The sequence below is a fragment of the Tardiphaga sp. OK245 genome (assembly GCF_900108575.1).
In the GTDB taxonomy this organism is placed as follows: Bacteria; Pseudomonadota; Alphaproteobacteria; order Rhizobiales; family Xanthobacteraceae; genus Tardiphaga; species Tardiphaga robiniae.
This window is the reverse complement of the sequence record NZ_FNWZ01000003.1, coordinates 535,545-560,776: the sequence shown is the minus strand read 5'-3', so window position 1 is coordinate 560,776 and position 25,232 is coordinate 535,545. Positions and strand designations below refer to the sequence as shown.

Here is a 25,232-nt window from a genome sequence, read left to right as displayed (position 1 = left end):
CCCGGTATTTTCAAGCCGTTACGCGCCGCGGAATCGTTCCCGCGTGATCGGGCGGCCGAGTGCCGCATCGGTGCCTGTGCAAATCGGGCGGATTCCTGCTAGCAATTCCCGGCACATGACCGCTTCGAGTCCGGACCAACTCCCGTCGTCGTCACGATCCGCGCGCGCGGCGGCGTTCTCGGTTCACATCTTTACTGCGCTCGGTGCCGGTGTGGCACTCATCGCCATGATGAGCGCCGTGCGCGGCGAATGGGCTGTGATGTTCGGCTGGCTCGGTTTGGCGCTGATCATCGACGGGCTCGATGGCCCGATCGCCCGCCACTTCGACGTCGGCCGCGTGTTGCCGGATTGGTCGGGCGATGCGCTCGATTTCGTGGTCGACTTCCTCACCTACGTGTTCGTGCCGGCCTATGCGATCGCGGCCTCCGGTCTGTTGGTGCCGTGGACGGCGGTGTTGCTCGGTGCCGGGATCGTCATCACCAGCGCACTATATTTTGCCGACAAGCGCATGAAGACCGACGACAACCACTTTCGCGGTTTTCCGGCGCTGTGGAACGGGGCGGCGTTCTATCTGTTCCTGCTGCAACCATCGCCCGTCATCGCGAGCCTCTCAATGCTGGCGCTGATCGTCCTGACCTTTGTGCCGGTGCATGTGCTGCATCCCGTTCGCGTGACGCGCCTGCGCCGATTGAACCTGTCGCTGATGGCGATCTGGGCTGTGTTGGCCGTCATCACGCTGATACAGAACTTCGCTGTTGCTTTGCCTATTACGGTCGCTCTCTCAGCGATCGCTTTTTACATTGTCTGCGGTGACGCCGTCATCCGCCTCATGAGGCCCTCCAAATCATGATCGAACTGTTTTCCAGCCCCGAAGCCTGGGCCGCGCTCTTGACGCTGACCGCGCTCGAAATCGTACTCGGTATCGACAATGTGATTTTCCTGTCGGTGCTGGTGTCGCGGTTGCCGGAGCCGCAGGCCACCCGCGCACGCCAGATCGGTCTCGCGCTGGCGCTGGTGTTCCGCATTATTCTGCTGAGTGTCCTCGTCTGGCTGATCGGCCTGACCGAACCCGTCATCACGGTGAGAGGCCTCGCATTCTCCTGGCGCGATCTGATCCTGATCGGTGGCGGTCTGTTCCTGATCGCCAAGGCAACGCACGAGATTCATGCCGAGGTCGAGGCGCGCGAGGGACCCGGCAACGAGAAGCCGGCACCGAACGCCTTTGCCTGGGTGATCCTGCAGGTTATCGTCGTTGATCTCGTGTTCTCGCTCGACTCCATCATCACGGCGATCGGCATGGCGCAGGATATCGAGATCATGGTTGCCGCCGTCATCATCGCCTGTGCGGTGATGTATGTATCGTCCGGACCCGTGGCGCGCTTCGTAGCGCAATATCCGACCACCAAGATGCTGGCGCTGGCCTTCCTGGTGTTGATCGGCGTCTCACTGATGGCGGATGGATTTAAATTCCACATCCCGCGCGGCTACATCTATTTCGCCATCCTGTTCTCGGCGGCGGTCGAGTTGTTCAACGTACTGGCGAAGCGCAACCGCCGAAAGCGGGCCCAGCCGGGCACAGGTTGACATCACGCGACTGTCGGTTATCGCTTGAGACCAAAGTCACTCAGGGAGATTGAACGATGACCAAAGCCGTCCGCGTCCACGAGATCGGTGGACCCGAAGTCCTCATTTATGAAGACGTGCAGGTCCCGGCACCGGCTGCGGGCGAGGTGCGCATCCGCCAGCATGCCATTGGTGTCAATTTTATCGATACGTACTTCCGCAGCGGCCTCTACAAGGCGCCGCAGCTGCCGTTCATCGCCGGTAATGAAGCATCCGGCGAAGTGATCGAGGTCGGTCCGGGCGTCACCGGCTTTCATCCCGGCGACCGCGTCGCCTATTATTCGGCCCTCGGCAGCTATGCGACCGAGCGCGTATTTGCCGCTGATCGGCTGGTGAAGCTGCCCGATCGTATCACTCACGAGCAGGGTGCCGTGCTGATGCTGAAGGGCCTCACGGTCTGGTATCTGCTGCACAAGACTTTCAAGGTCGAGCCGCATCACCGCGTGCTGATCCATGCCGCAGCGGGCGGCATTGGTCTGCTCGCCTGCCAGTGGGCCAAGGCCATGGGCGCGCATGTGATCGGCACTGTCGGCTCGAAGGAGAAGGGCGAGTTGGCGCTGGCCAATGGCTGCGATCACGTCATCTATTATAACGAAGAGAACTTCGTCGATCGCGTGAAGCAGATCAGCCGTAACGAACTCTGCGATGTCGTCTATGACGGCGTTGGCAAGACCACCTATCCGGGGTCGCTGTCATGCCTGAAGCCGCGTGGCATGTGGGTGTCGTTCGGCAATGCTTCAGGCCCGGTGCCGCCATTCGCAATCGCCGAACTCAACAATCACGGCTCGCTGTTCGCGACGCGCCCGAAGCTGAACGACTATGTCGCCAAGCGATCTGAATTGCTGGAGGGCGCCGACACGCTGTTCTCGGCTGTGATCGACGGCAAGCTGCATGTGCCGATCAATCACGCCTATGCGCTGAAGGATGCGGCCAAGGCGCATGTGGATCTGGAAGCACGCAAGACCACCGGCGCGGTGATCTTGAAGGTGTGAGGCGGGTGGCTTTGCCACAGTCTCATTGCTAACGTTCGTCATGGCCGGGCAAAGCGCGGCTTCGCTAGATGTCCCGGCCATCTACGTCTTGGCCACCAGGAAGTAGAGACGTGGATGCCCGGGACAAGCCCGGGCATGGCGGTGTTTTAGTTACGCGTTCAGAACCCTGCCACCGTCCCGTGCAGATCATACGCATCCGCGCGTTCGATCTTGGCCGTGACGATCTCGCCGACCTTCAGCGGCCGGCGTGCCGTGATGTAGACCGAACCGTCGATATCGGGAGCGTCCGCCTTCGAGCGGCCCTTCGACACGGTCGGGCCGACCTCGTCGATGATGATCTGCTGGCGCGTTCCGACCTTGCGCTTCAGACGGCGCGCGGAAATCTTCTGCTGACGCTCCATCAGCGCATTCCAGCGCTGCTGCTTGATCTCTTCCGGCACCGCATTGGCGATGGCGTTGGAGGTCGCGCCCGCTACGGACTCGTATTTGAACGCGCCGACGCGATCGATCTGCGCTTCCTCGAGCCAGTCGAGCAGATACTGGAAATCGCTCTCGGTCTCGCCGGGGAAGCCGACGATGAAGGTCGAGCGCAGTGTGAGATCGGGGCATTCCTCGCGCCACTTCTTGATGCGGGCGAGCGTCTTGTCCTGCGCCGCCGGGCGCTTCATCGCCTTGAGCACGTCCGGAGCGGCATGCTGGAACGGGATATCGAGATAGGGCAGCACATTCTTGTTGGCATTCATCAACCCGATGACTTCGTCGACATGCGGATACGGGTAAACATATTGCAGCCGCACCCATGCCCCGAGTTCGCCGAGCTCTTTCGCCAGATCGTAGAACTTGGCGCGGACCTCGCGATCCTTCCACGGGCTCGTCGCATATTTGATATCGACGCCGTAAGCCGAGGTGTCCTGCGACACGACCAGCAATTCCTTGACGCCGGCCTTCACCAGCTTCTCTGCCTCTAACAGGACTTCGTTGGCCGGACGTGAGACGAGATCGCCGCGCAGCTTCGGAATGATGCAGAAGGTGCAGCGGTTGTTGCAGCCTTCGGAAATTTTCAGATAGGCGTAGTGCCGCGGCGTCAGCTTGATGCCCTGCGGGGGTACCAGATCGATGTGCGGATTGTGCACCGGCGGCAGCGCACGATGCACGGCGTCGAGCACGCTTTCGTATTGCTGCGGCCCGGTGATCGACAGCAGGTTGGGATAGGCGGCTTCGATCTGCTCGGGCTCGGCGCCCATGCAGCCGGTGACAATGACCTTGCCGTTCTGCGCCATGGCTTCGCCAATGGCGCCTAGCGACTCCGCCTTGGCGCTGTCGAGAAAGCCGCAGGTGTTGACGATGACGATGTCGGCGCCGTCGTGCTTGCGGGCGAGTTCGTAACCTTCGGCCCGCAGGCGCGTGATGATGCGCTCGGAATCCACCAGGGCCTTCGGGCATCCCAGCGAGACAAAGGAGATTTTGGGCGCGGCGGCCTGTTGCATATTCGATCTGCCTGATTGAGAGGCAGCAGGTAGTCCCATTTGCCCATAATTACAAGGCTTTAAGCCGTGCGCGGGCGTGCTATGGGTATGCTGCATCCATGTGAGTGCCCGATGCCTGCCGACCAGTCGCCCAAAATTGTCATTGTCGACGAAAGCCCGATCCGGGCCGCGATCCTGGAGGAAGGGCTGCGGGAGGCTGGCTATGTGGACGTCCAGCATATCCGGGAGATGCATAACCTGCTGGCCCGGATCTACGCCCTGGACCCTGACGTCATCGTCATCGACCTCGAAAATCCCAGCCGCGACGTGCTGGAACAAATGTTCCAGGTGTCCCGCGCGGTGCGCCGGCCAGTCGCCATGTTCGTCGACCAGAGCGACGCCGAGTCGGCGCGGGCGTCGGTCGAGGCGGGGGTATCCTCTTACATCGTGGACGGGCTGAAGAAAGAGCGGATCAAGCCGATCCTCGATCTCTGCATCTCCCGTTTCAACGCCTTCTCCAAACTGCAGGACGAGCTTGAGCGCACCAAGTCGGCGCTGGAGGAGCGCAAGATCATCGACCGCGCCAAGGGCATCGTGATGAAGCTCAAGGGCCTCAATGAAGAAGAGGCCTACGTATTGCTGCGATCCACGGCGATGCGTGAAAAGAAGAAAATCGGCGAGATCGCGCAGTCGATCATCACCGCAGCGGAGTTGCTGAAATGATCGACCACCCGCTTCGCATCGGTTTCATTCCGCTGGCCGACGCTGCCGCCCTGATTGTCGCGGTCGACAAGGGGTTCACGAAGGCCGAGGGGCTGAACGTCGAATTGGTCCGGGAAGTGTCGTGGTCGAATGTCCGCGACAAGCTGAATATCGGCTTGTTCGAAGCGGCGCATCTGCTGGCGCCCGTTGCCATCGCGTCCAGCCTCGGGCTCGGGCATGTGAAAGTGCCGATCGTGGCGTCGTTCAATCTCGGCATCAACGGCAATGCCATTACCGTCTCGCCGGCGCTACATGCGGCGCTGATGTCGGAACTCGACGGTGACCCGACCGATCCGATGGCCACCGCGCAGGCGCTCCGCCGCGTGGTCGTCGCGCGTGCCCGTGCCGGCGCCGATCCCCTGACCTTCGGCATGACTTTTCCGTTCTCGACGCATAATTACCAGCTCCGTTTCTGGATGGCCGCCGGCGGCGTCGATCCCGATGAGGACGTCCGCCTCGTGGTGTTGCCGCCGCCTTACATGGTCGACAGCCTCGCCAACGGTCACGTCGATGCGTTCTGTGTCGGCGCGCCCTGGAATTCTGTCGCGGTCGATCTCGGCGTCGGCCATATCCTGCATTTCGTCTCCGACATCCTGCTGCGCGCTGCCGAAAAGGTGCTGGCGATGAGGCAGAACTGGGCGGAGAAGAACCCGGACACCGTGGCGGCACTCACCCGGGCGCATGTGAGCGCGGCTGCCTTCATCGAGGCCCCGGAGAACCGCAATGAGATTGCCGCGATTCTCGCCAAGCCCCAATATATCGGCGTCTCGCCGGAGGTCCTGCTGCGGACGCTGGATGGCCGGCTGAAGATTTCACCGGATGGCACCATCCGCGAGAGCGGGCGCTATCTGCTGGTCGGCCGCGAAGGAGCCGGGCGTCCTGATCCGGTTCAGGCCGCCTGGCTCTATGCCCAGATGGTGCGCTGGGGACAGGCCGCGATCAGCCCCGAGGCGCTGAAGATCGCACAGGGTGTGTTCCGCCCCGACCTCTACGATGCCGCGCTCGGTATCACCGGGAGCGCTCTGACTGATGTGCCCGACGCGGTTGGCGCCTTCGCTGGACCGCCATTCGATCCGAGCAACATCGCTGCCCATCTCGCCGCGTTCGAAATCGCGCATATGAAGTCGTAGCGGCGGCGTCAGTTCGCCTATGTGTGGATGCCGCATTCCGTTTTGGCGCGGCCGCGCCAGCGGCCGGCGCGGGGGTCCTCGCCAGGCGCGGTGCGGGACGTGCAGGGCATGCAGCCGACCGATGCAAAGCCTGAGGCTATGAGCGGATGCGGCGGCAGCTTCGCCGACGCATAGATCAGCCCGATCTCGTCCGGCGTGACATTGGCGAATGGATTGAATTTCAATTTTGAACCATCGTCCTCGACGACGGGAATGACGGCGCGCGATGCGCCCTGAAATCGTTTGCGGCCGTTGATCCACGCGCTGAACGGGGTGAGTGCCTGCGCCAGCGGCTCGACCTTCCGGATCCGGCAGCAGGTGTCGGGATCGGACGACCACAAATCCCCATCGCTGTCGTGAGCGGCAAGCGCATCTACTGCGGGGCGGATCGTTCGCACGTCGCGCAGGCCCAGCGTCAGGATCAATTGGTCGCGATAGGCGAGTGTCTCCTCGAACATCCAGCCGGTGTCGAGAAACAGTACGGGGATGGCGGGATCGACATCGGCCATCACCTTCAGCAACGCCGCGGACTCCGTGCCAAACGACGATACCAGCGCGAGTCCATCGCGGCCCACGACATCGAGCGCCGCGGCAATCACCTCGGCGGGCGAGGCGGATTGCAGCGCTTGATCGTATTGGACAGCACTTGCGACTGCTCTGGGCAACAACATCTCGAACTCCTCAACACATCCAGCTTGACTGGAATAAGATTCTATATATCAGTTGTTTGTCGCCACTTAATAGAAAAATATTCTTTCTATTTGAGAAGCGCAGTTTAGATTTTTTGACCCCATAAATCGAGTTCCAGAGATGCACTTTCTCCGAGCGTATCCGCTTCGTGAGCAACGGCGAATCTCACGGCGGTTTTGAGGACCTGGAGAAGGCGTATGACGTCGACCAATCTCGAACGCGTCCGATCGGACGTGGTATCGATGGACCACCTCGATCAACTGGAAGCGCAGAGCATCTACATCCTGCGCGAGGGCTTCGCCCGGCTGAAGAAGCTGGCCTTGCTGTGGTCGCTCGGCAAGGACTCCAATGTCATGATCTGGCTGGCGCGCAAGGCGTTCTTCGGCCACGTACCGTTCCCCGCGCTGCATGTCGATACCGGCAAGAAGTTTCCGGAGATGTACGCATTCCGCGATCACTATTCGAAGGAGTGGGGACTCGACCTCACCGTCGAATATTGCCCGTCGATCGATAGTGTCGATCCGACACTGCCGCCAGCGGCGCGCTCCGCAGCGCGCAAGACCGAAGGTCTCAAACTTGCGTTGGCGAAGCACGGCTTCGACGGATTGATCGCCGGCATTCGGCGGGACGAAGAGGCGACCCGCGCCAAGGAGCGTGTGTTTTCGCCGCGCGGTGTCGAGGGCGGATGGGACGTGCGCGACCAGCCACCAGAATTCTGGGACCAGTTCAACGCCTCGCCGCCGCCCGGTGCGCATCTGCGCATTCATCCGATCCTGCATTGGACCGAAGCCGACATCTGGGCCTACACGGCGCGCGAAAACATCCCGATCATCCCGCTCTATCTGGCCAAGGACGGCAAGCGCTACCGCTCGCTGGGCGATGCCGACATCACCAATCCCGTCGCATCCACCGCCAGCACGATCGCCGAAATCCTGGTTGAGCTCGACGGCACCACGATTCCCGAGCGCGCCGGCCGCGCACTCGATCACGAGACCGAAGACGCCTTCGAGCGACTGCGCGTCGCCGGCTATCTGTAGAGGTGATGCCATGACCAAACCCGTCAATCCGACCTCGCTCGGAATGCCCAACGGCACCACGCGCCCGCAATTGCGCATCGTCATCGTCGGCCATGTGGACCATGGCAAGTCGACGCTGGTCGGTCGCCTGCTGCACGAGACCGGCGGCTTGCCGGATGGCAAGCTGGAGATGCTGAAGGCGGTTAGCGCCCGGCGCGGCATGCCGTTCGAATGGTCGTTCCTGCTCGATGCACTGCAGACCGAGCGCGACCAGGGCATCACCATCGATACCACGCAGATCCGCTTCCGCACCAAATTGCGCGACGTCATTCTGATCGACGCGCCCGGCCACGCCGAGTTTCTGCGTAACATGATCACCGGTGCATCGCAGGCCGATGGCGCCGTGCTGATCGTCGATGCGCTGGAAGGCGTTCGCGATCAGACCCGGCGCCATGCCTATCTGCTGCATCTGCTGGGCGTGAAGCAGGTCGCCGTCGTCGTCAACAAGATGGATCGCGTCGATTTCAGCGCTGTGCGCTTCCAGGCGATCAGCGATGAAATTTCGGCGCATCTCATCGAACTCGGCGTCACGCCTGCTGCGGTGATTCCGATTTCGGCGCGGGATGGCGATGGCGTCGCCACCCATACCGACCGTATTGGCTGGTATCGCGGGCCGACCGTCGTGGGGGCGCTCGATGCGCTGAAGCCGGCACTCGCGCTTGATGAATTGCCGCTGCGGCTACCGGTACAGGCGATCTACAAGTTCGACGACCGCCGCATCGTGGCCGGGCGTATCGAGGCCGGGCATCTGGCTGTCGGCGACGACGTGGTGATCATGCCCGCCGGCAAGCGAGCAAAGATCAAGAGCGTGGAGCGCTGGTCGGCGACGCCGCTGGAAGGCGAGCACGGGGCGGGGCGATCCGTCGGTATCACGCTCGACCGCGAACTGTTCGTCGAGCGCGGCGACGTGATTGCGCATGTGGGCGCAGTGCCGTCGGATACACGACGACTGCGGGCGCGGATCTTCTGGCTGCACGATCAGCCGCTGACAGCGGGATCGTCGATCCTGGTGCGGCTCGGCGTGCGCGAAGTGCGCGGCCGTGTGGTCGCGATCGAGAAGGCGATCGATCCCGGTGAACTGGCCAGTGTCGAGACCAAGCAGATCGCCCGCAACCACGTCGGTGAAATCGAGATCGCACTGTCGCAACCGGTCGCCGCCGATCGCTATGTCGACAATCCGCGCACCGGACGTCTCGTGATCGAGGTCGGCGGCCGGATCGCCGGTGGCGGTCTCGTCCTGTCCATCGATGCTGCCCAAGGCGTCGTGTCATCGGACATCGTGCCGGTGCAGTCGGCACTGCAGCCTGAGGAACGTTCGGCGCGCTATCGCCATCAAGGCGCAGTTGTGTGGTTCACGGGATTGCCGGGATCGGGCAAGTCGACGCTGGCGCGGGCGCTGGAGCACCGTCTGTTCGCCAAAGGCGGTTCGCCGATCCTGCTCGACGGCGACACGCTGCGCGCCGGACTCAATCGCGACCTCGGCTTCTCCGCCGCCGATCGCAGCGAGAATGTCCGGCGACTGGCGGAGATGGCCGGCCATCTCGCCCGCAACGGTCATATTGCCATCGTTGCGGCTGTCTCACCCTCGCGCGGCGACCGCGCCGAGGCCCGCAGCGCGGTCGATACCGCATTTCGCGAGATCTATGTCGCGACTCCGGCAGAGATCTGCGAGCAGCGCGATCCCAAGGGGCATTACGCCAAGGCCCGCGCCGGCGACCTGCCGGGCTTCACCGGTATCGCCAACGACTATCAGGCGCCGGAGACGGTCGAGCTGCGGATCGACACGTCGACGGTCGATGTGGGTCGCGCGATAGATGGCATCGAGGACATGCTGCGGCAGACGCAAGTGCTGGACGACGGAACCGCTGATCTGGCGGCGTTCGAGGCGGTCTAACGGCTTAGGCCCGCGCTCACTTTTGCACCTCATGATGAGGTCAAGGAAAGCTGGTTCGCCAGCTTTCCTCTTACCGAGGCGGCAATCCGAATGGCCACGAGCCCAGGCTGGATGGCTTCGTCGCGCGGGGCCTTCGCAACGAGCTGCCATTGACGTTCCCACCGTCTAATTATTGAGCGTGCGGTGCACAAACGCTGGCACCAAACGGCCGGGTTCGGCCCGATCTCGACCTCAATCCCCTGATTTCTTGACGTTTTTCCTCCGATGGCGATCTGGCACGAGACTTGAATGTCTTTAGTCAACCGGCGTTCGCTGATGCCCGCCGGCCAGTTCAGATGGATTTCCGCAGCAACGAGGCTGATCGGATCGCTTCCAGACTTCAAGCCGGCGCGACGCGCTGACCTGAGCCTGTGCGGTCCGCGATCCTTATCCCCGTTGAAGCCACGCTGTGGCCCGCAGGAGCTTCGTCCCGCATGAAAATTGAAACGCTCTCCATCGACTTTACTGACGAACAGAAGCGCTACCTCGAAGGCTTCTCGACGGGGCTGCAGATCAACCGTGTCGGCAAGGGTCTCGGCGGCGGCGCATCAGCCAAAGCCAATGCGGAGCCGACCGGACCGGATGCGCCGCATATCAGGGCGCAGGATCGCACGATTGCATCGGGCAAGAAGCTGGTCGAGCAGGAGAAATGGAAGCGCGAGGAACATCCGTTCGACGCTTATCCGCGGCTGCGCGATCAGGCCGCGATCGATGCGCGGCCATCGCCGGCGGACAATTTTCGGTGGCGCTATTACGGCATCTTCTATGTGGGTCCGACGCAGGACTTCTATATGTGCCGGCTTCGGATCCCGAACGGCATCATGAAGCACTGGCAGCTTGCGGGTCTTGCCGATCTTAGTGACGAGTTGTGCGGTCCGTTCTCGCATGTGACCACGCGCGCCAATCTGCAGGTGCGCGAGATTCCGCCGAAAAATGCGGTGAAACTGATCGAGGGTATCCAGGATCTCGGTCTGTGCTCACGCGGCTCCGGGGCCGACAACATCCGCAACGTCACGGGCACGCCGACCGCGGGCATCGATCCGCAGGAACTGCTGGACACGCGCCCCTATGCGCGCGAGTGGCACTATCACATCCTCAATGACCGCACGCTCACCGGCCTGCCGCGCAAGTTCAACGTTGCCTTCGACGGCGCCGGCAAGATCGCCGTGCTGGAGGACACCAACGACATCGCCTTCCAGGCAGTCGAAGTGAAAGATGGTTTCGGCGCCGCGCCCGGCGTCTGGTTCAAGCTCGGCATCGGCGGCATCACTGGCCACAAGGATTTCGCCACCGATACCGGCGTCATCGTGAGACCGGAGGACTCCACCAAGGTGTCCGACGCCATCGTGCGCGTTTTCATCGATCTCGGCGACCGCACCAACCGGCTTAAAGCGCGGTTGAAGTATGTGATCGACGGCATGGGCATGGAGAAGTTTCTGACCATCGTCGAGGAGAAGCTCGGCGCGCCGTTTACCCGCGTTCCGGCGGACGCGTTGCTGCCGCGCCCAAGCTTCGACCGCACAGCGCATATCGGCGTGCACAAGCAGAAGCAGGATGGCCTGAACTGGATCGGCGTCGTGTTGCCGCTGGGCAAGGTGACGACCGATCAGATGCGGGGGCTTTCGAAGATTGCGGCCGATCTCGGCGACGGCGATATCCGCCTGACAGTGTGGCAGAACCTGCTCATTCCTGGTGTGAAAGACGCGAATGTCGCGCTGGCGACTGCGGCCATCGAAGCCCTCGGCCTTGCCATCAAGACCACCGAGATACGCGCCGGCCTGATCGCCTGCACCGGCCGCGCCGGTTGCAAATTCGGCAATGCGGATACCAAACGCACGGCAACGAACATCGCCGAATGGTGTGATACCCGCGTCGAGGTCGATACGCCGGTCAACATCCATCTCACCGGCTGCCATCATTCCTGCGCGCAGCATTATATCAGCGACATCGGCATGATCGGCGCGCGTATCCCCGTCGATGACAGCGACGATACGCTGGACGGCTTCCACATCTTCACTGGCGGCGGCTTTGGCCCGCAGGCCGATGTGGGGCAGGAGATCTATCAGAACGTCAAGTCCGAAGACGCGCCTGTCGTCGTCGAGCGTCTGCTGAAAGCCTATCTCGCCAACCGCGCGTCGCCCGATGAGACCTTCCTCACATTCTCGCGCCGTCATGATGCGGCTACGTTGCGCAAGCTCGCTGATGAACAGGTGTCCGCATGAACCAGATGACGCCGCCGCCCAAACTCGAGATCATTCCGGCCTCCGCGCCGTTCTCGGAAGCGCAACGCTCCTGGCTGAACGGCTTCTTCGCCGGCCTGCTGTCCGACGCACCGGCGACGCCGCTCTCTGCAGAGCAGGGCGCCGCCATCATGGAAGAGGACGACGGCGCGCCGTGGCATGACCAGACCATGCCGATCGCCGATCGCATGAAGCTCGCCGAAGGCAAGCCGGTTCGTCGCAAGATGATGGCGGCGATGGCGCAGCAGGATTGCGGCCAGTGCGGCTATAACTGCAATGACTATTCCGACGCGATTGCCTCCAAGGCCGAGGCGCGGCTGAATCTCTGCGTGCCCGGCGGCAAGGAGACCGCGCGGATGCTGAAGTCGCTCTATGAGGAGCTCGACATGGCACCGGCCGGGGCTGCGCCCGCGGCAGCAGCGACGCCTGCTGCTGCGGAGCCGGTCGAAGCTGCTGCGCCGGATCCCTCGACGCTCGGCCGCTCGCGTGACAATCCCGCCCCCGCCGTGTTTCTCGGTCGCCGCCTGCTCAATGGCAAAGGCTCCGAGAAGGAGACCTGGCATATCGATTTCGATCTGTCGGGCTGCGGCCTCGATTACGTGGTCGGCGACAGTTTCGGCATCTTTGCATCGAACGATCTCGGTCACGTCGACCAGATCATCGCTCTGCTCGGCGCGTCGCATACGACGGAAGTGTGCGGCAAGACGCTGCGTGAGGTGTTGCAATACGACGTCTCACTGGCCCCGGCACCGGACTCGCTGTTCGAGCTGATGTCCTATCTCACTGGCGGGGCGCAACGCGCCAAGGCACGCGCGTTGGCGCAGGGCGAAGATCCCGATGGCGATGCCGCGACGCTCGACGTGATGGCGGCGCTGCAGAAATTCTCCCGCGTGCGTCCGCATCCGGAAGCTTTCATCGAGGCGCTTGAGCCGCTGCAGCCGCGGCTCTACTCGATCTCGTCATCGCACAATGCGACGCCCGGAAAACTGTCACTTACCGTCGATATCGTTCGTTACATGGTCGGCAAGCGCAAGCGCCACGGTCTGGCCTCGAGTTTCCTGGCCGATCGCATCCAGCCCGGCGACGAACTCAAGGTCTATGTCCAGAAGGCGCATGGTTTTGCGCTGCCGGACAATCCGGAGACGCCGATCATCATGGTAGGGCCGGGCACCGGCGTCGCGCCGTTCAGGGCGTTCCTGCACGATCGCAAGGCCACCAAGGCACCGGGCAAGAACTGGCTGTTCTTCGGTCACCAGCGCAGCGGGTCGGATTTCTTCTATGCCGACGAACTCAATGGCATGAAGGCCGAAGGCTTCCTCACACGGTTATCGCTGGCCTGGTCGCGCGACGCGGGCGAGAAGTTCTACGTGCAGGACCGCATGCGCGAGGTCGGCCGCGACGTCTGGACCTGGCTCGCCGAAGGCGCCCATGTCTATGTCTGCGGCGATGCCAAGCGCATGGCGAAGGATGTGGAGAGGGCTCTGGTCGATATCGCCGCCCAGCATGGCGCGCGATCGACTGATGAAGCGGTGATGTTCGTCAGCGAGCTGAAGAAGAAGGGACGTTTTCAGCTCGACGTATATTGATATCTCTACCCCTCATCCTGAGGAGCCCGCCGTTAGCGGGCGTCTCGAAGGATGGCCGCAGACTTGAAGCGCCGGCATCTCATGGTTCGAGACGGCGCTTCGCGCCTCCTCACCATGAGGGGAGCGCGCGTTTGCGAGAGAACTGTTTTGCTTCAACTGCGTCATCAGTAGAACGCTTCCTCAGCGATAAATTGCGTTCTCTCCCGGCGCTGCTTTCGTTGGAGATAATCTCTCCATCCTGCGCGACATTCAAAATTCCATTTTATTGACCGAAGCCGCCGCGCTGCGCATCCTCGTACCATTGAAATCACAGGGACGGGAGTCGTCGGACTCTCACGGCTGAGCTTCCACTCAACACATTGATCATCGCATCAGCGCGAGCTGCAACACCATGCGTTGCGGCCATGGGCAGCGCTGCGCCGATCGCAAGGAGACCAGATGTCGAACGATGATCACAACCGCAAGCCGCTGATGGATCGCCGGTCGTTGCTGCGCGGCGGCGCTGCAGCCGCACTGGCCGCGCCACTCGGCGTATGGGGCGCGCAGGCGTTTCCGTTTCGGCAGGCGCCACCCATCGATTTTTCCGAATTTCCGATCTGCAGGACCGCATCGGAGGCGCCCGTGCTCACCGGTGCACCGCGCAAATTGAAGCTCTCCTGGAATGCCGGCGCGGTCTGCCTTGCGCCGCTGCCGGTCGCCATTGATCATGGCTTCTTCCAGAAGCAGAACCTTGACGTCGAGCTGGTGAACTATAGCGGTTCGACGGACCAGCTTCTCGAAGCCATCGCCACGGGGAAATCCGATGCGGGCCTGGGTATGGCGCTGCGCTGGCTGAAGCCGCTCGAGCAAGGCTTCGACGTCAAGATCGTCGCCGGCACCCATGGCGGCTGCCTGCGCGCGCTGGCGCCGGCGAAGTCGGAGGTGAAGAGCGTCGCGGATTTCAAGGGCAAGACCATCGCCGTCGGCGATATGGCCGGTCCGGACAAGAACTTCTTCTCGATCCAGCTCGCGAAAGCCGGACTCAATCCGGACAAGGACGTCGAGTGGCGGCAATATCCCGGCAACCTGGTGCGGCTCGCCGTGGAAAAGGGCGAGGCACAGATCGGACTGGCATCCGATCCGCTGGCCTATCTTTGGCTCAAGGATGGGGAGCTGAAGGAAGTCGGCTCCAACCTCGATGGCCCCTACAAGGATATCAGCTGCTGCATCGTCGGCGTGCGCGGCAGCCTGCTGCGTGACGATCCACTGGTGGCACGCGGTCTGACGCAGGCACTGCTCGATGCTGCGATGTTCGCATCGCAAAATCCGGAGAAAGCTGCAAAGTCGTTCCAGCCCTATGCGCCGAAGAATGCCACCGTCGAAGATCTGCTGGGTATGGTGAAGTATCACACCCATCATCATCACCCCGTGGGCGATGCACTGAAGCGTGAGCTGAAATCCTACGCCGACGATCTCAAGACGGTTTCCGTGTTCAAGCCGTCAACCGACACCACCAAATTCGCGGAGCGCATCTATGCCGACGTATTCCGCGTCTGAGATCTCATCGCTTGGCGGTGACCGCGAGACCGCGCTTATTGCTGGCGATGGTGGACTTCAATTCGTCAACAAGCTTCGTTTCAGCATCACGGGGATCGGGGCAGGGCTCGCCTGGCTGGCTTTCGGCCTGTCGTGCCTGCGATGGCCGGATATCGGCGACTGGCCACGCACCGAAGCAGTGGCCTATACGGCATTCGCGATTGCTGGCGGCATCGCGATTGCAACCACAGCGCAGGCAGCGCTCGGCAAGTTCGGCGACGGCGTGCAGCGACGCGCGCCCTGGCTGTTTGCCTTGGGAGCGTTCCTGACGCTGTGGGAGCTTTCCACGGCAAAATTCGGCTGGCTGCCGCTGCCGTTCTTTCCGCCGCCGCAGTCGATCGTCGAGGTCTATACCGACGACCTGCCGAAACTGCTGGACAGCGCCTTCGCCTCGGTGAAGCTGCAGCTTGGCGGCTACTTCATCGGCGCCGCCGTAGGCTTCCTCACCGGCGTCTCCATCGGCTGGTCGCGGCTCGCGGGTTACTGGGTGCATCCGATCCTGCGCTTCATCGGACCATTGCCGGCGACGGCCTGGCTGCCGATTGCGTTCTTCACGTTCCCGTCCGCCTGGAGCGCCAGCACGTTCCTGATCGCGCTGGCCACCGGCTTTCCGGTGACAGTGCTGACCTGGTCGGGCGTGGCCAGCGTCAGCACAGCCTATTACGACGTCGCACGAACGCTCGGCGCAAAACCGTCTTTCCTGGTGACCAAGGTCGCAATCCCCGCAGCACTCCCGCATGTGTTCGTCGGCCTGTTCATGGGGCTCGGTGCGTCCTTCGCGGTGCTGGTCGTGGCCGAGATGATCGGCGTCAAGGCCGGGCTTGGCTTCTATCTGCAATGGGCGCAGGGCTGGGCGTCCTACAACAACATGTATGCGGCGCTGATCGTGATGTCGCTGCTCTGCTCCGGCGCGATCACGCTGCTGTTCAAGGTGCGTGACCGGCTGCTGGTCTGGCAGAAGGGTGTCGTCAAATGGTAGCGCTGGCAAAGCCGTTTCAGCCCGCAGCGACGGGCGCGTCGCTCGACGTCAAGGCCGTCAGCCATGCCTTCGATATCGATGGCAACGTGCTGCCGGTGCTCGACAACGTCAGCATCAGCGTTGCGCCCGGAGAATTCGTAGCACTGCTCGGCCCCTCCGGCTGCGGCAAGTCCACGCTGCTCCGATTGGTGGCGGGTCTCGAGCCGCCGCGTGCCGGCACGCTGGATGAGGATGGCGTGGCCATCACCGGGCCGTATCCATCCCGCGTCGTCGTGTTTCAGGACCCGACACTGTTTCCGTGGCGGACGGTGTGGGACAATGTCGCGCTCGGGCTGGAAGCGCAGGGGGTACTGAAGACACAGCGTCACCGTGTCGATGCAGCCATCGATCTCGTCGGTCTCGGCGCATTCAAGAAAGCCTATCCGCATCAGCTCTCGGGCGGCATGGCGCAGCGCGTGGCATTGGCGCGGGCGCTGGCGAACGATCCCCGCATCCTCGTGCTCGACGAGCCGCTCGGCAAACTGGATTCGCTGACACGCATCACCATGCAGGCCGAGCTGGTGTCGCTCTGGCAACGCAACGGCTTCACGGCACTGCTGGTGACCCATGACGTGGAGGAGGCGTTGTTTCTCGCCAACCGCGTCATCGTGTTCAGCGATCGTCCCGCGCGGGTGACGGCGGATATCACGGTCGACCGGCCCTATCCGCGCCATCGCGGCGATCCGCATCTGGCCGAGCTGCGACGGCAGATCCTGGGACTGCTCGGGCTGGACGCGACGTGGTGAGCTCGTCCCGAATATGGTCCGTTGCGGGCGAGGGCACGCTCCACCGATAGCTGTATACGAGGCATGGTTATTGCATTCCTTTTGGGCTGGCACACGGTTCAGCCCAAGGGAACGACATGTACAGCACCAACCGACGTGATTTCATCCGCCTGACGGCCATTGCCGCGGCGCTGTCCACGACCAGCATCAAGGCGTTTGCCGCCGACCGCGTGGTCAAGATCGGAACGCTGAAGCTCATTCACGGCGTCACGCCGTATTTCTACGACAAATTTGCGCCTGATGGCGTCAAGTTCGAGGTGATCCCGTTTGAAACCCCGACCGACGGCAAGAACGCCGTCGTCACCGGCACTGTCGATTTCGGCATCTTCGGTTTTGCCGCGGCGACGCTCGGCGGCGCCAATGGTGAGCCGGTCGTCGTCATCGCATCTGCCTGCAATCGTGGCATGGCGGTCGTCGCCAAGAAGGATTCCGGGATCAATACAATCAAGGACCTGAAGGGCAAGAAAGTCGCGATCCTGCCGGGCTCGACCCAGGAAGTCGTGATCCTCGATCGTCTCTCCGCCGAAGGCATGACGGTGAAGGACGTCGAGTCCGTGCGTCTGTCGTTCAGCGACATGGCGCCGGCGCTCGCCCGCGGCGACATCGACGCCTATGTGGGCGCCGAGCCCGGTCCGGGCATCAGCCTCGCCAATGGCGTCGGCCAGATCGTCGAATATCCCTACACCACGCCGACCGGTTCGCTGAACATGGTGCTGGCCACGCGCCGCGAACTGATCGAGAAAGATCCGGAACTGATCAAGGCGCTGCTCAAGACCCACCGCCTGGCCAGCGAATATGCCATGAAAGACCGCGAGGCCTTTATCGCCATCGCCATGCAGAAGCTCGGCCAGCAGAAGCCGTCGATCGAGAAGGCCGCACCGAATGTGGAGCTGACCTGGAATATCGACGACCAGTTCATGAAGCAGGCGGAATATTACGGCGGCCAGATGCTGTCCAAGAAGCAGATCCGGCAGTTGCCTGACTACAAGACCTTCATCGATGCGAGCTTCGTGAAGGCGCTGGCGGCCACGTGAGCGCGTTGTGAGCCTGCAAAGCACGATGGACGATACGTCCAACAGCGTACAGCTTGCGCCGGCAGCGGAAATCCCGCCGTTGCCTGCGGCCGGGAAGCGCGGGCAGGGCGTGCAGCGGGCGCGCACAGTTGCGCTCGCGCTGATCGTGCCGGTCTGCTTGATGGTGATTTGGGACGTCATGGTGCGCTGGACCGGCACGCGGCTGGTGCCGTCACCATATGGCGTCGCGATCATGATGTGGGATTTCGCTTTCGGCGGAATCTATGACGACGCCTACAGCGCCAGCCTGCCGATCCATTTCTGGAAAAGCGTGCAGCGTGTCTATGGCGGCTTTCTCTGTGCGGCGGCGATCGGCATTCCGCTCGGCCTGATGATCGGGCGCATGCCACTGCTGCGCAAATTACTTGATCCGACGCTGTCATTGCTGCGACCGATCCCGGTGACGGCATGGCTGCCGCTGTCGATGATCTTCTTTGGTCTCGGTCCGCGCGCGGCTATCTTCCTGGTGTTTCTCGGCGCGTTCTTTCCGATCCTGCTCAATACGGTTTTCGGGGTGCGATCCGTCGATGTCAGGCTGTTCGAGGCTGCGGAAATGCTCGGCTGCAGCGGCGCGCAGCAGTTCCGCTCCGTCGTTTTACCGGCAGCGCTACCGAGCATCTTCAACGGCCTTCGTCTCGGTGCCGGTTTCGCTTGGATACTGATCGTGGTGGGCGAAATGACCGGCGTGCCCGAAGGGCTCGGCGCTGTCATCATGGATGGCCGCACACTGTCGCGCACCGATCTCGTGATCACCGGCATGATCATCATCGGCATCACCGGCTTCGTGTCGGATCGCATCCTGCTGATGCTCAGCAACTACTTCCTTCGTTGGAGCCCACAGCATCATGCTTGATCGACCAACCACAATTGCGCCTGATATCCTCGAGGTCAGCGACGTCGGGAAAATCTATCAGGCCTCCAACGGCCCGGTTGAAGCGCTGCGCAGTGTCAATCTCACCATCCGCAAGGGCGAGTTCGTTTGCCTGCTCGGCGCGTCCGGTTGCGGCAAGTCCACCTTGCTGCGCATCGTCGCCGGCTTTGAGACGGCGACGATGGGTTCCGTGACCATGTATGGCTTTCCCGTCGACAAGCCGGGCCCGGATCGCGGCATGGTGTTTCAGGATTACGCGTTGTTTCCGTGGCTGACCGTGCGCGACAATATCGGCTTCGGGCCGAAGCATCGTCGTCTCGCCACCAAACTCGTGAGCGAGCTCACTGACAAGTTCATGGCCATGGTCGGGCTGACGGCCTTTGCCGATCGCTACCCGCACCAGCTCTCCGGCGGCATGAAACAACGCGTCGCCATCGCGCGCGTGCTGAGCAACGACACCGACGTGCTGCTGATGGATGAGCCGTTCGGCGCGCTGGATGCGCTGACGCGCAGCAAGCTGCAGGAAGAACTCGTTGAGATCTGGCGCACCACCGGCCTTACGGTGATCTTTGTGACGCATTCGGTCGAAGAGGCGGTGATGTTAGCGGATCGCGTGATCGTGATGTCGGCGGGGCCGGGCCGGATCGATTGCGAAATCGAGGTCGACCTTCCGCGCCCGCGCGACGTCGCATCGCCTGAATTCAACGCGTTGCGGCGCGAGGTGACGCAGAAGCTCACCAGCCATATCGCCGGCAGTCGGGGCAAGGCGGCAGATTCCTGAATCTGGCTTCAAAAACGCGCGAATAAAATTCTCGCTTGAGGTCACCGGAGAGAATTTTCACCTGTGGCTCTGATGCCCATCAGTCCCGCTGTCGTTATTTCCGGGTACCGCTTGTAACGCCTGCCGAACGGCATTCTCTAGAGTTAGAGAAGCCGAAAGCAATACGATATGGACGCGGTTCCCAGCATTGTCGACAGAGTTAATTTGCTCGTTCCGGGCTTTGCGGAACGTGCGCCATTGCATGATCGTGCGGCAAGTTTTCCATTCGAGAATTTTCAAGAACTGTCAGAGGCGGGCCTTTTGGCGCTGCCGGTGCCAAAGGCGCTGGGCGGCGCGGGCGCCGGGGTGCGCGAGGCTGCGCGCGTCGTGAACGCGGTCGGTAAGGCTGATGCCGCGACCGCGCTTGTATTGGCCATGCACTATATCCACCATCTGGTCATCACGCGGAATGGCAACTGGCCTGCGCATCTGGCGCAGCGCGTGTCGCGCGACGCCGTGAATGGTCTGGCGCTGATCAACGCGTTGCGCGTCGAGCCCGATCAGGGATCGCCATCCCGTGGTGGTCTGCCTCAAACCACCGCGAAGCGCACGGCTGAAGGCTGGCGCATGACCGGCCGCAAGATCTATTCCACGGGTTCGCCGATCCTCAAATGGTACACTGTATGGGCCAAGACGGACGAGCCCGACGTACGGGTCGGCGTCTTTCTGGTGCCGGCGGGTCTGCCGGGCACCGAGATCGTCGAGACCTGGGATCATCTCGGTCTGCGCGCCAGCGGCAGCCACGACGTCGTGTTCGACGACGTGCTCATTCCGCTCGACCATGAAGTGGATCTGCGCCGTCCCAGTGATTGGGGTGCGCCGGATGTGTCGCAGGCGACCATCCAGGCTGTGCTGGTGGGCGCCGTCTATGACGGCGTTGCACGCGCTGCTCGCGACTGGCTGATCGACTTTCTCAAGACCCGCACGCCCTCAAGCCTCGGCGCGCCGCTGGCGACTCTGCCGCGGGCGCAGGAGATCGTGGGCGGCATCGAGGCAAAGCTCGCAGTCAATGCGCGCCTGCTCGACACTTTCGCACGGGACATCGATGACGGCGTCGCACTGACGCCGATCGAGGCGAACATCCTCAAACTGACCGTCACCAACAATGCCGTGGCTGTCGTCGAAGACGCGCTGTCGTTGACCAGCAATCACGGTCTCACCCGCGCCAATCCGCTGGAGCGGCATTATCGCGACGTGCTGTGTGGCCGCGTGCACACGCCGCAAGACGACAGCACCAGGATTTCCGCCGGACGCATCGCGCTCGGCATCTGAACAACAGCAGGAAGTGGAGAGACCCATGTCCGTCGAATTCATCGGCTTCATCACCAACAATGACGCATCCGAAACCCGCGTCCGCTCCGGCCCGGTGCTCGATCCCAGCTATATCGAAACCGTCGCGAAGGCGCATGAGCTCGCGGGCTTCGACCGCGCGCTGCTCGCCTTCCATTCGACCTCGCCGGACGGCCTGCAGGTTGCCCAGCATGCGCTCGGTGTCACCGAAAAGCTGAAGGTGATGATCGCGCAGCGTCCGGGTTTCACCGCACCGACGGTGCTGGCGCGCCAGCTCGCCACCATCGAGAATTTCCACCATGGCCGCGTCTCGCTGCATGTCATCACCGGCGGCAATGCCAAGGAGCTGCGGCAGGACGGCAATACGCTCGACGACAAGGACGAGCGTTACGCCCGCACCGGCGAATGGCTCGACATCATCAAGCAGGAGTGGACGAGCGACAAGCCGTTCGACTATGCCGGCAAATACTATCAGGTCGAGGGCGGGTTCTCGCAGGTGAAGCCGACCGTGCCGATCCACGTGTTCGTCGGCGGCGCGTCGGATGCGGCCATCGACGTGTCGGGCAAGCATGCCGATACGTTCGCGCTGTGGGGTGAATCCTATGCGCAGGTGCGCGACGTCACTGGCCGCGTACGCGCTGCTGCTGCGAAATACGGCCGTCCGGCACCGCGCTTCAGCCTGTCGGTGCGCCCGATCATTGCCGACACCGAGGAGAAAGCCTGGGCCAAGGCCGATGACATTCTCGCCCGCGCCACCGCGCTGCAGGACAAGACCGGCTATCGCAAGCCGGCCGATGGCCACGCTACCGCCGGCGCGAAGCGTCTGCTGGCGCTGGCCGAGCAGGGCACCCGCATCGACAAGCGGCTGTGGACTGAGATGGCGGCGCTCACCGGCGCGAACAGCAACACCACTGCGCTGGTCGGCACGCCCGAACAGGTCGCCGAAGTGTTCGCCGACTATTACGATCTTGGCGTCAGCCACTTCCTGATCCGCGGCTTCGATCCCCTGATCGACGCCATCGATTACGGCCGCGAACTGATCCCGCGCACCCGTGAGCTGATTGCGGCGCGTGACGCCGCCAAGGGAGTTGTCGCAGCATGAAACGGCTCATCCTCGCCGCCGGCCTGATCCTCGCGGCCTTCGCAACTTCCGCTCGCGCTGAGACGACACTGATTGTCGGCGACCAGAAGGGCAATGCGCGCGCCGTGATGGAAGCATCCGGCGTGCTGAAGGACGTGCCTTACAAGATCGAGTGGAAGGAGTTCGCCGCGGCAGCGCCGCTGCTGGAAGCGCTCGGTGCCGGCGCACTCGATAGCGGGCTGGTCGGCGATGCGCCCTTCACCTTTGCCGCAGCGGCCAATGTGCCGGTCAAGGCAATCGGTGCGATCCGGCAGACCGGCGACGGCCTCGCCGTGCTGGTACCGAAGGACTCGACGATCAAGAGCTTCGACGATCTGAAGGGCAAGAAAATCGCCACCGGCCGCGGCTCGATCGGGCATCAGCTCATTCTCGCCGCGCTGGAACAAAAGGGCTGGACGGCGAGCGATGTGCAGATCGTGTTCCTCGCTCCGTCGGATGCCAAGGTCGCTTATACCCGTGGCTCAGTCGATGCGTGGTCGACCTGGGAGCCCTATGTGAGCCAGGAAGAGGTGCTGTTCCAGTCGCGCGTCCTGCTGAATGCCGAGGGCCTGACATCGGGGCTGAGCTTTGTCGTGGCGACGCCGAATGCGATCCGCGACAAGCATGCCGAACTCGAGGACTATCTCCGCCGCCTCACTGCGGCGCGCGCCTGGGCGCTGAAGAACGCGGATGCTTACGCGCAGACCTGGGGCAAGCTGATGAACGTGGCGCCGTCGGTGCCGCTGAACTGGCTGACACGTGCAAAAATCCGCATCGCACCGATCGACGATGGCGTCGCCGCGGATGAGCAGAAGACCATCGATCTCTATTTGCGCAGCGGACTGATCAAGCAGAAGCTCGATGCCAATGCGATCGTGGATCGATCGTTCAACGATGCCATCGGGAAGGGTGCGGGGCTGTAGCATCCCTCTGCACTCTTGACCGTCGTCCTCGCGAAGGCGGGGACCCATAGCCTCCGAGTCCGTAGCTTAAGCTGGCATTCTCCGCAGTGTTCCGATCGCGACAGTGGTGTCTATGGGTCCCCGCCTTCGCGGGGACGACAGGCGGAGATTGCCGCACCACCCACATCCGTAAATCCACGTATTCCCGGTCTCCCTCCGTCGGCCCACCATCGCCCGGCAACGGAGACCAGCGCAGATGCATCACGGCGATATTTCATCCAGCAAGGACGCGGTCGGCGTCGCCGTCGTGAATTACAAGATGCCGCGGCTTCACACGAAGGCCGAGGTGTTGGCCAATGCGCAGAAGATCGCCGACATGATCGTCGGCATGAAGATCGGTCTGCCCGGCATGGATCTGGTGGTGTTCCCGGAATATTCGACCCAGGGCATCATGTACGACTCCAAGGAAATGTACGAGACCGCCTCGATCGTACCCGGCGAGGAAACCGAGATTTTCGCGGAGGCCTGCCGCAAGGCCAAGGTCTGGGGCGTGTTCTCGCTGACCGGCGAGCGACACGAGCAGCATCCGCACAAGGCGCCGTACAACACGCTGATCCTGATGAACGACAAGGGCGAGATCGTTCAAAAATATCGCAAGATCATGCCATGGGTGCCCATCGAAGGCTGGTATCCCGGCAATTGCACTTATGTCTCCGAGGGGCCGAAGGGCCTGAAGATTTCGCTGATCATCTGTGACGACGGCAACTATCCCGAAATCTGGCGCGACTGCGCCATGAAGGGCGCCGAACTGATCGTGCGTTGCCAGGGCTACATGTATCCGGCGAAAGACCAGCAGGTGCTGATGGCCAAGGCGATGGCCTGGGCCAACAACACTTATGTTGCCGTTGCCAATGCCTCAGGCTTCGACGGCGTCTATTCGTATTTCGGCCATTCGGCGATCATCGGTTTCGATGGCCGCACGCTCGGCGAATGCGGCGAAGAGGATTACGGCATTCAATATGCGGCGCTGTCGAAATCATTGATCCGCGATGCGCGCCGCACTGGACAGTCGGAGAACCATCTCTTCAAGCTGCTGCATCGCGGCTATACCGGCACGATCAATTCCGGCGAAAGCAACAAGGGTGTCGCGGCGTGCCCGTTCGATTTCTATGCGAACTGGGTCAACAATCCCGACAAGGCGCGGGAGAATGTCGAAGCCTTCACGCGGCCGACGGTCGGTGTCGAGGAATGCCCGATCGAGGGACTGCCGCATGAGGGGATGTTGAACGATCGGTGATGAATTCACTGTCATTCCGGGGCGCGTGCGCATCTTTGCGCATGCGAACCCGGAATCTCAAGATGAGTCCCCACTGTCCGCCCCCGTCATGTTAGAGGTGATGAACATTTTGATTCCGGGGTCGCGCGCGAAGTCGCACGCGCCCCGGAATGACGGTGGAGTTCTAAAGCGCCGTCTTGAACGGCGCCACATCGATCCCCGCCGCCTTCAGCCCATCTCGTACATGGCGGCCAAGTTCGACGGCTCCCGGCGTGTCGCCGTGAATGCACACTGTGTCCATCTTCATCTTGATCACCTTGCCAGTGATCGAGATGACTTCGCCGGTCTGTGCCATCTTCACCACACGATCAGCAACCATCACCGGATCATGCAGCACCGCGCCGGGCTTCTTGCGCGAGACGAGATTGCCGTTGTCCTCATAGGCGCGGTCGGCGAACACTTCATGTGCCAAGGGGAGGCCGGCGGCTTCGCCTGCGGTCACGAGCTTGGAATTCGCCAGCACCACGAAGGTCAGATTGCGGTCGACGGCCTTGATGCCGGCGGCGATGGCGCGGGCGGTCATGTCGTCCTCGCAGGCCACGTTGGAGATCGCGCCGTGCGCTTTCACATGGGTGACCTTGTAGCCTTCCATGGCCGCGATCGCTTGCAAGGCGCCGATCTGGTACGCGATCAGGTTCTCGATCTCGAGCGCGGTGAGACCGACGATGGGGCGGCGGCCGAAGCCGTGCAGATCGCGATAGCCGGGATGGGCGCCGATCCTCACATTGCGTGCCTTCGCAAGCTGCACGGTCTTGCGCATCACGTCGGCATCGCCGGCATGATAACCGCAGGCGATATTGACCGAGGACGCGAGGTCGATCATCGCGGCGTCGTTGCCCATCTCCCACATGCCGAAGCTTTCGCCGAGGTCGCAGTTCAGATCGATGGTCGCCATGGTCGTGCTC

At 62.5% G+C, this 25,232-nt stretch carries 22 protein-coding genes; 19 read left to right on the top strand and 3 right to left on the bottom strand.

Going from position 1 to position 25,232, the window contains the following annotated elements:
- The first annotated feature begins 115 nt into the window (after nt 1-115).
- From pcsA to BLW80_RS15300, 3 genes are read left to right on the top strand one after another with little or no spacing between them, the layout of a single operon-like run.
- Nucleotides 116-850: a phosphatidylcholine synthase gene (pcsA, locus tag BLW80_RS15310; protein ID WP_093758615.1), complete on the top strand. Its 735-nt coding sequence runs from the start codon at nt 116-118 to the stop codon at nt 848-850.
- Nucleotides 847-1,584, top strand: coding sequence for a TerC family protein (locus tag BLW80_RS15305; protein WP_089264384.1), 738 nt, complete (start codon nt 847-849; stop codon nt 1,582-1,584). The genes pcsA and BLW80_RS15305 overlap by 4 nt, the downstream gene beginning before the upstream one ends.
- 56 nt (nt 1,585-1,640) lie before the next feature.
- Entirely contained in the window at nt 1,641-2,615 is a 975-nt protein-coding gene (locus BLW80_RS15300; RefSeq protein WP_093758614.1) for a quinone oxidoreductase family protein, read from the top strand.
- A 158-nt stretch (nt 2,616-2,773) separates the two neighbouring features.
- On the opposite strand, the gene rimO is transcribed toward BLW80_RS15300, so the two are convergent.
- The gene (gene rimO / locus BLW80_RS15295; protein ID WP_093758613.1) at nt 2,774-4,102 is read right to left on the bottom strand and encodes a 30S ribosomal protein S12 methylthiotransferase RimO; all 1,329 of its coding nucleotides are present in this window, start codon (nt 4,100-4,102) and stop codon (nt 2,774-2,776) included.
- A 111-nt stretch (nt 4,103-4,213) separates the two neighbouring features.
- Between rimO and BLW80_RS15290 the strand changes: the two genes are divergently transcribed.
- Together BLW80_RS15290 and BLW80_RS15285 are read left to right on the top strand one after the other, a co-directional pair.
- Complete coding sequence (locus tag BLW80_RS15290) at nt 4,214-4,804, top strand: ANTAR domain-containing response regulator (protein WP_089264382.1); 591 nt, start codon at nt 4,214-4,216, stop codon at nt 4,802-4,804.
- Nucleotides 4,804-5,973 carry a CmpA/NrtA family ABC transporter substrate-binding protein gene (locus tag BLW80_RS15285; protein ID WP_093759106.1) on the top strand — a complete coding sequence of 390 codons (1,170 nt, stop codon included), beginning with the start codon at nt 4,804-4,806 and terminating at the stop codon, nt 5,971-5,973. The genes BLW80_RS15290 and BLW80_RS15285 overlap by 1 nt, the downstream gene beginning before the upstream one ends.
- 17 nt (nt 5,974-5,990) lie before the next feature.
- Here BLW80_RS15285 and BLW80_RS15280 read toward each other — a convergent pair whose 3' ends face one another.
- Entirely contained in the window at nt 5,991-6,683 is a 693-nt protein-coding gene (locus BLW80_RS15280; protein WP_093758612.1) for a phosphoadenylyl-sulfate reductase, read from the bottom strand.
- Between the two features lie 216 nt (nt 6,684-6,899).
- On the opposite strand from BLW80_RS15280, the gene cysD reads away from it, so the two are divergent.
- The 14 genes from cysD to BLW80_RS15210 all read left to right on the top strand — a co-directional run bounded on the left by cysD (nt 6,900) and on the right by BLW80_RS15210 (nt 24,288).
- A complete protein-coding gene (gene cysD / locus BLW80_RS15275) occupies nt 6,900-7,739 on the top strand; it encodes a sulfate adenylyltransferase subunit CysD (RefSeq protein WP_068731681.1) in 840 nt (279 codons plus the stop codon).
- A 10-nt stretch (nt 7,740-7,749) separates the two neighbouring features.
- Nucleotides 7,750-9,672 carry an adenylyl-sulfate kinase gene (gene cysC / locus BLW80_RS15270; protein ID WP_093758611.1) on the top strand — a complete coding sequence of 641 codons (1,923 nt, stop codon included), beginning with the start codon at nt 7,750-7,752 and terminating at the stop codon, nt 9,670-9,672.
- A gap of 473 nt (nt 9,673-10,145) precedes the next feature.
- Nucleotides 10,146-11,933 (top strand): NirA family protein, encoded by a 1,788-nt coding sequence (locus BLW80_RS15265; protein ID WP_093758610.1) that lies wholly within the window; start codon nt 10,146-10,148, stop codon nt 11,931-11,933.
- Nucleotides 11,930-13,537 carry a sulfite reductase subunit alpha gene (locus tag BLW80_RS15260; protein WP_093758609.1) on the top strand — a complete coding sequence of 536 codons (1,608 nt, stop codon included), beginning with the start codon at nt 11,930-11,932 and terminating at the stop codon, nt 13,535-13,537. The genes BLW80_RS15265 and BLW80_RS15260 overlap by 4 nt, the downstream gene beginning before the upstream one ends.
- A gap of 438 nt (nt 13,538-13,975) precedes the next feature.
- The gene (locus tag BLW80_RS15255) at nt 13,976-15,073 is read left to right on the top strand and encodes an ABC transporter substrate-binding protein (protein ID WP_093758608.1); all 1,098 of its coding nucleotides are present in this window, start codon (nt 13,976-13,978) and stop codon (nt 15,071-15,073) included.
- On the top strand, nt 15,051-16,091 hold the full coding sequence (locus tag BLW80_RS15250; RefSeq protein ID WP_093758607.1) for an ABC transporter permease: 1,041 nt from the start codon (nt 15,051-15,053) through the stop codon (nt 16,089-16,091). The genes BLW80_RS15255 and BLW80_RS15250 overlap by 23 nt, the downstream gene beginning before the upstream one ends.
- Nucleotides 16,085-16,876 carry an ABC transporter ATP-binding protein gene (locus BLW80_RS15245; protein ID WP_093758606.1) on the top strand — a complete coding sequence of 264 codons (792 nt, stop codon included), beginning with the start codon at nt 16,085-16,087 and terminating at the stop codon, nt 16,874-16,876. Before BLW80_RS15250 ends, BLW80_RS15245 begins: the two co-directional genes overlap by 7 nt.
- A 116-nt stretch (nt 16,877-16,992) precedes the next feature.
- A complete protein-coding gene (locus tag BLW80_RS15240; RefSeq protein WP_093758605.1) occupies nt 16,993-17,949 on the top strand; it encodes an ABC transporter substrate-binding protein in 957 nt (318 codons plus the stop codon).
- A gap of 25 nt (nt 17,950-17,974) precedes the next feature.
- Nucleotides 17,975-18,841 carry an ABC transporter permease gene (locus tag BLW80_RS15235; RefSeq protein WP_093758604.1) on the top strand — a complete coding sequence of 289 codons (867 nt, stop codon included), beginning with the start codon at nt 17,975-17,977 and terminating at the stop codon, nt 18,839-18,841.
- Complete coding sequence (locus BLW80_RS15230; RefSeq protein ID WP_093758603.1) at nt 18,834-19,640, top strand: ABC transporter ATP-binding protein; 807 nt, start codon at nt 18,834-18,836, stop codon at nt 19,638-19,640. The genes BLW80_RS15235 and BLW80_RS15230 overlap by 8 nt, the downstream gene beginning before the upstream one ends.
- Nucleotides 19,641-19,808: 168 nt before the next feature.
- Nucleotides 19,809-20,951, top strand: coding sequence for an acyl-CoA dehydrogenase family protein (locus BLW80_RS15225; RefSeq protein ID WP_093758602.1), 1,143 nt, complete (start codon nt 19,809-19,811; stop codon nt 20,949-20,951).
- A 25-nt stretch (nt 20,952-20,976) separates the two neighbouring features.
- Nucleotides 20,977-22,071, top strand: a complete 1,095-nt coding sequence (locus tag BLW80_RS15220; protein WP_093758601.1) for an LLM class flavin-dependent oxidoreductase — start codon at nt 20,977-20,979, stop codon at nt 22,069-22,071.
- Nucleotides 22,068-23,012 carry an ABC transporter substrate-binding protein gene (locus BLW80_RS15215; protein ID WP_093758600.1) on the top strand — a complete coding sequence of 315 codons (945 nt, stop codon included), beginning with the start codon at nt 22,068-22,070 and terminating at the stop codon, nt 23,010-23,012. Before BLW80_RS15220 ends, BLW80_RS15215 begins: the two co-directional genes overlap by 4 nt.
- Before the next feature lie 235 nt (nt 23,013-23,247).
- Nucleotides 23,248-24,288, top strand: coding sequence for an aliphatic amidase (locus tag BLW80_RS15210; protein ID WP_093758599.1), 1,041 nt, complete (start codon nt 23,248-23,250; stop codon nt 24,286-24,288).
- A gap of 163 nt (nt 24,289-24,451) precedes the next feature.
- Here the strand turns inward: BLW80_RS15210 and BLW80_RS15205 are convergent, their stop codons facing one another.
- A complete protein-coding gene (locus BLW80_RS15205) occupies nt 24,452-25,222 on the bottom strand; it encodes a LamB/YcsF family protein (RefSeq protein ID WP_068731711.1) in 771 nt (256 codons plus the stop codon).
- Between the last annotated feature and the right edge of the window lie 10 nt (nt 25,223-25,232).

Excerpts from the sequence above, each read along its gene's own strand:
- BLW80_RS15240 (WP_093758605.1), top strand. The coding sequence starts at position 16,993 with ATGTACAGCACCAACCGACGTGATTTCATCCGCCTGACGGCCATTGCC.
- BLW80_RS15250 (WP_093758607.1), top strand. The coding sequence starts at position 15,051 with ATGCCGACGTATTCCGCGTCTGAGATCTCATCGCTTGGCGGTGACCGC.
- BLW80_RS15220 (WP_093758601.1), top strand. The coding sequence starts at position 20,977 with ATGTCCGTCGAATTCATCGGCTTCATCACCAACAATGACGCATCCGAA.
- pcsA (WP_093758615.1), top strand. The coding sequence starts at position 116 with ATGACCGCTTCGAGTCCGGACCAACTCCCGTCGTCGTCACGATCCGCG.
- BLW80_RS15205 (WP_068731711.1), bottom strand. The coding sequence starts at position 25,222 with ATGGCGACCATCGATCTGAACTGCGACCTCGGCGAAAGCTTCGGCATG.
- BLW80_RS15290 (WP_089264382.1), top strand. The coding sequence starts at position 4,214 with ATGCCTGCCGACCAGTCGCCCAAAATTGTCATTGTCGACGAAAGCCCG.
- BLW80_RS15225 (WP_093758602.1), top strand. The coding sequence starts at position 19,809 with ATGGACGCGGTTCCCAGCATTGTCGACAGAGTTAATTTGCTCGTTCCG.
- BLW80_RS15245 (WP_093758606.1), top strand. The coding sequence starts at position 16,085 with ATGGTAGCGCTGGCAAAGCCGTTTCAGCCCGCAGCGACGGGCGCGTCG.
- BLW80_RS15210 (WP_093758599.1), top strand. The coding sequence starts at position 23,248 with ATGCATCACGGCGATATTTCATCCAGCAAGGACGCGGTCGGCGTCGCC.
- BLW80_RS15265 (WP_093758610.1), top strand. The coding sequence starts at position 10,146 with ATGAAAATTGAAACGCTCTCCATCGACTTTACTGACGAACAGAAGCGC.
- BLW80_RS15305 (WP_089264384.1), top strand. The coding sequence starts at position 847 with ATGATCGAACTGTTTTCCAGCCCCGAAGCCTGGGCCGCGCTCTTGACG.
- BLW80_RS15230 (WP_093758603.1), top strand. The coding sequence starts at position 18,834 with ATGCTTGATCGACCAACCACAATTGCGCCTGATATCCTCGAGGTCAGC.
- cysC (WP_093758611.1), top strand. The coding sequence starts at position 7,750 with ATGACCAAACCCGTCAATCCGACCTCGCTCGGAATGCCCAACGGCACC.
- BLW80_RS15260 (WP_093758609.1), top strand. The coding sequence starts at position 11,930 with ATGAACCAGATGACGCCGCCGCCCAAACTCGAGATCATTCCGGCCTCC.
- BLW80_RS15255 (WP_093758608.1), top strand. The coding sequence starts at position 13,976 with ATGTCGAACGATGATCACAACCGCAAGCCGCTGATGGATCGCCGGTCG.
- BLW80_RS15300 (WP_093758614.1), top strand. The coding sequence starts at position 1,641 with ATGACCAAAGCCGTCCGCGTCCACGAGATCGGTGGACCCGAAGTCCTC.
- rimO (WP_093758613.1), bottom strand. The coding sequence starts at position 4,102 with ATGCAACAGGCCGCCGCGCCCAAAATCTCCTTTGTCTCGCTGGGATGC.
- BLW80_RS15280 (WP_093758612.1), bottom strand. The coding sequence starts at position 6,683 with ATGTTGTTGCCCAGAGCAGTCGCAAGTGCTGTCCAATACGATCAAGCG.
- BLW80_RS15235 (WP_093758604.1), top strand. The coding sequence starts at position 17,975 with ATGGACGATACGTCCAACAGCGTACAGCTTGCGCCGGCAGCGGAAATC.
- cysD (WP_068731681.1), top strand. The coding sequence starts at position 6,900 with ATGACGTCGACCAATCTCGAACGCGTCCGATCGGACGTGGTATCGATG.
- BLW80_RS15215 (WP_093758600.1), top strand. The coding sequence starts at position 22,068 with ATGAAACGGCTCATCCTCGCCGCCGGCCTGATCCTCGCGGCCTTCGCA.